Raw genomic sequence first — 5,252 nt, forward strand, 5'->3', positions numbered from 1 at the left:
TAGATTTAAGTATTAACTTATTTTTTCTTCATTTTTCTTTTTAAACATCATATAACCTATACCAGACATTAGCATAGCAAATATTAATACATTTGCAGAATCTTGTCCACCTGTGTTTGGTAAGTTATTTTGATTATTTGTGTTACCTTGATTATTATTTGATCCTCCTGGATTTGTATTATCTCCTGGAATTATAACTTCACCTTTAGTATCATCTACTCCAGCTATTAATAGATTTGATATATTTGTATCTACTCCATTTGCTTTCCAGTAGTTAGTAATTTCATCTCTCATTACAAGCATTGTATCTTTCATATTTTTAGCATTTGTAAAGTCATATCCATCTCCACCAGTTGCCATAAAATCATTAACTACAACTGTATAATATTTATTCATATCTAATAGAGTTCCATCTTCTAATCTAATTGAAGTAATTCTCTCTCCAGCTTTAGCTTCTTTATCATACCAAACTTTTATTCCTGAGAATTGTCCCCATCCGAAGCTTTCTGGCATAATTCCATGTTCTATCGCAGCTTTTACATCTGAACCCTTTAATTCCATAGTTACTAATGTATTATCAAATGGTAGTATTGTATATAAATCTCCAATTGTTAATACTCCTGCTGATAATGGAGCTCTTACTCCTCCACCATTAGTTATTGCAATATCTACACCAGTAATTTTTCGCATTGTCTCTGAAACAACTGTTCCCAAAGGAGTAAGACCTTCATTTCTATCATGAGATAAATCCTTATCTAAATCAGCTACCTTTTCACTTAATATTGGTAATAATTCAGCTTCATATTTTTTAACTATATCTGCTGAAGTCTTATCTGGTACTATGCTAGAACTTCTTAAGTAAAGTTCATCTAATTTAGCTCCAAGTGAAACTAATTTTCCTGTATTATCAAAATCAAAAGTTAATACTGATAAAGCTCTACCGTTATATCCGGCTTCAATTATCTTAACTCCATTAACTTCAACATTTGTAAATTGATGATCATGTGATGCTATAATTGCATCAACATTTTTAACTTTATTCGCTAAATCTACAGCTTCTCCAACAGGCTTTTTATCCTTATCTGTTGTTGCTCCTAAATGTGATAATACAACTACTGCATTAACTTTGTCTTCATTTCTTAATTTATCAGTATATTTTTGAACTGATATTGATGGATCTTCGAATATTAAGTCAGCAACATTTGCTGGTGTTGTCTTATAAGCTGTTTCAGGTGTTGTAACACCTATTAATCCAATTTTAACTCCATCAACTTCGATAATTTTATAAGGTTTTGCCCATTCAACAGGTTTTCCTGTTTTCTTATCTATAATATTAGCAGCCAAGAAATCAAAGTTACCCTTTTCTGCCCATGTAGGAATTAATTCTTTTCCCCAGTCAAATTCATGATTTCCAATTGAAGATGCAGGTATGTTTATATCCTTCAAGAATTCACTCACTGGAGCACCTTTAGTAAGATTTGATATTGCTGTACCTTGGTATAAGTCTCCAGCTGATAGTGGTATAGCTTCATAATTAGAGAATCCATTTAATGAAGTTCTTTCCTTTATTGCTGATGCTAGCTTAGCTATTCCAACATTTTTACCACTTTCTTGTACATTTCCATGTAAATCATTGAAACTTACTAATTCAACTCTTTTAATATTTTTATTTACTAAAAGTCCTAGGTTATTAGCCTCTAAAAGCTCTTTTAGATCATTTATAGTTAAACTTTTTACATTAGGAGTTCTTCCATCTTCTGATACGGGTATTTTAAGGGCTCCATCATTAACTAACTTAACAACTTCCGCTCTTAGAGTTTCATCATAATTAACCCCTGTTAATTTCCAGTTGTTGTCAATATTTCTAGTAATACTTCCACTTTTAACTTCGGTTATATAATCTATAATTAAATCTCTCATATCTGATATAGTGTCATTGTTTGTATCATAGATTTTTTCATGAGTTCCAGGTTCAAAAACAGAGTTTTCAGGTGCATTAAGAACTGAGTCATATCTATAGTTATTTACTGATAAATAAACTACATCATTATCTTCAACAACTTTTCCATCCTTTTCAAACTTAACATTTTCAATTCTACTTCCAGCTGGCTTAGAAATATTTATTTCGTAGCTTATTCCATCAAACATGTCATATTGATATAATCTAATATTTTCGTCTAATGATACAGTTAAATCTCCTGGTTTAAATGTATTATATATTGATGATGTCCATTCCATAAATCTCTTAAGTTGCTTTCCATTTGTTTTTATTGTGTAAAGCTTATTATCATATTTATATATATTAGAAATATCTGATCTCTTAATATCTCCAGACTTCATATTTGATGTTGCATCAAATAAAGCTGCTGCTGAAACTTGATATCCAGTATTAACATCTATTCCTTTTGACTCTAGATGCTTTTTACTATTATATAATTGAACTTCATTTACTAAGTCAGTTATTCCTTGATCTCTTACTAGTGATTCTGGAATATCTGCTATTTCATTTTTATCGGCTAAATCCTTTCCTTCTAATGTACCAATTACTACACTTGCATCGGCTTTAGCTCTTTGGTCATATCCACTTAATTTACTTGCTAAATCTGCATCTTCTGCTATACCTTTTGTGTTTAAAAATTCTACTTTTTTCTCTACTATTTCATAGCCTGTGCCATTAGTTTGAAGTCTTACTTCTACTTTTCCTAATTTTCCACCATTATTTGTTGGTTGTATTAAAACAGCATTACCCGCAGTTTTATTTTTATCAGCATCATGGCTATGACCCATTATGACAACGTCTACATCGGGATTATTTATAGCTACTTCTTTTGCTGAATCTCCATTACCATATTCACTATCAAAACCCATGTGTGCTGTAACTACATATACATCTGCACCGCCAGCTGCCTTTATTTCTTCAATAACTTTTGCAACTTCTTGTGATGGATTAGTAGGTGTATAGCCAACTAAATTTGGTCCATCCCATTTAGTAATATGTGGTGTAACAACACCTATTGTTGCAACTTTTATCCCATTAGCTAAAGTTTCCATATTATATGCATCAAATACTCTTTGATTATCTTTATAAAGATTTGCGCATAATACAGATATTTCTGCTTTTTCTGCTTGTTCTGCTATTTGAAATAGCTTATCCATTCCAAAATTAAACTCATGGTTTCCAAGGTTATAAGAATTATATCCTATTTCACCCATACCTAGTACCATTGGGTTAAATTCGTCTTCCAAAAATAGATGATTATAGTTTCCTTGAATAGTGTCCCCATTGTCAACAAGAACAGTATTAGGATTATTTGCTCTTTGTTGGGCTACTAGTGTAGCTATTTGAGTTAGACCTCCATCTGATCTTGTAGCTCTAGCATATTCGTATGGAGCAAATCTTCCATGCAAATCGGTAGTTGCAAGAATTTGAATTGTTTTTGTTGATAGTTCTTCTGCTGTCGCTTTTACTAAATTCATTGGTAGATTTCCAATAACAAAAGTAAAAGCTAAAACTGAAGCTAAGAATTTTTTTAGGTTTCCCTTAATTCTCATTTTACCCCTCCTAATATTTGTTTTATGTTATTTTTAATAATAACCATTAAAAATAGACATCTAAAGTATTTAGATATAAATTATAATATCTGTTGCTAATACTTAAGATGTCTTCATTGTAAAGTAACTTTAAAAATTGTTAATGACCATACCCTATGATTTAAAATATAATATACTATTTTCTAGTGCCATTATTCCAGTCACTTAAAAACTTTTCTATTCCAATATCTGTTAATGGATTTTTGCTCATTTGAACTAATACGTTGTAAGGAATAGTTGCTATATGCGCTCCAGCCAATGCTGCTTCTATACTGTGTATAGGATTTCTAACACTTGCAGCTATAATTTCTGTATCTATATCATGTATTTTGAAAACTGATGCAATTTCTTTTATCAGCTCTATTCCCTTACTTCCAATATCATCTACTCTGCCTATGAAAGGCTTACATAAGTAGCGCCAGCTCTAGCAGCTAATAATGCTTGAGCAGTAGAGAAAACTAAGGTTACATTAGTTTTTATTCCTTTTGATGATAGTACATTTACTGCCTTTAATCCTTCTATAGTCATTGGGATCTTAATAACTATATTAGGATGAATTTTTGATAATTCAATACCTTCATCTATCATTTCCTCATGTTTCAAGCTAATTACCTCTGCACTTATAGGCCCATCAACTATTGTAGTTATTTCCTTTATTACTTCTTTGAAGTCTCTTCCTTCTTTAGCTATTAAAGATGGATTCGTAGTAACTCCACAAATAACTCCCATATCATTTGCAGATATAATTTCATCTACATTTGCTGTATCTATAAATATCTTCATAACTCAAGTCCCCCTATATAATTCTATAATATTTTAGTAGAAATTCATTCTTTGAATGAATTTCTACATTAATTACTTAACTTTTAACTTTTCTTTTTTAACTTAAGTCCTATCTCTTACCAGCATCAAATGGTTCTCCAGAAGCTTTTGGTGCTTGAGATGATTTAGAGAATAATACTAATGCTATTAAAGTAACAATATATGGGAATATCTTCAATAATACTCCTGGTATTGCTGACAATGCTGGTATTGCTTGAGATACGTTAGCTATAGTTGAAGCAAATCCAAAGAAAAATGTTGCTCCTAATATTCCAAGAGGTTTCCATTGTCCAAATATAAGGGCTGCTAACGCTAGGAATCCAAGTCCTGCAACATTACCATTAAACTCTCCGGAATATGTTAGTAATATTATTGCACCACCTAAAGCTGACATTCCTCCTGATACCATAACTCCTATATATCTCATTTTGAAAACACTTATACCAGCAGCAGCTGCCGCTTGTGGATGTTCTCCACATGATCTTAATCTTAATCCAAAACTTGTTTTATATAATAAGAAAGTACTAACAATTAAGATTATTATTACAAGCCATGTAGTTGCATATGTTTTAGTAAAGAATAGTGGTCCTATTACTGGAATACTAGATAATATAGGAATATCCTTTGGTATAAATCCTGCTGTTACTCTTATATTACCACTTCCTGTAATGTTTCTAGCTAAGAATACTGTTAATGCTCCAGCTATCATATTTATTGCTGTACCACTAATTACTTGATTTGCATTTAAGTTTATACTTGCAAAAGCATGTAATAGTGAAAATAAAACTCCTACTAATGCTGCTACTAATAAACCTATCCATAAAGCTCCAGCTACTCCA

The 5,252-nt window shown here is 31.2% G+C and carries 2 protein-coding genes and 1 pseudogene; all 3 read right to left on the bottom strand.

Annotated elements, in window-relative coordinates; all coding sequences use genetic code 11:
• Positions 1–12: 12 nt before the first annotated feature.
• Positions 13–3,552, bottom strand: a complete 3,540-nt coding sequence (locus A500_RS18585; RefSeq protein WP_016209122.1) for a 5'-nucleotidase C-terminal domain-containing protein — start codon at positions 3,550–3,552, stop codon at positions 13–15.
• A 175-nt stretch (positions 3,553–3,727) separates the two neighbouring features.
• Positions 3,728–4,374 (bottom strand): annotated as a pseudogene (gene fsa, locus A500_RS18590) (fructose-6-phosphate aldolase).
• 109 nt (positions 4,375–4,483) lie between these two features.
• Positions 4,484–5,252 (bottom strand): ABC transporter permease (locus A500_RS18595; RefSeq protein WP_016209125.1); only part of this gene is annotated, 769 nt, incomplete at its 5' end.

The sequence above is a fragment of the Clostridium sartagoforme AAU1 genome (assembly GCF_000401215.1).
Lineage (GTDB): Bacteria > Bacillota > Clostridia > Clostridiales > Clostridiaceae > Clostridium > Clostridium sartagoforme.

Bases quoted from the DNA above. Each gene is read 5' to 3' on its own strand.
- A500_RS18585 (WP_016209122.1), bottom strand. From the start codon at position 3,552: ATGAGAATTAAGGGAAACCTAAAAAAATTCTTAGCTTCAGTTTTAGCT.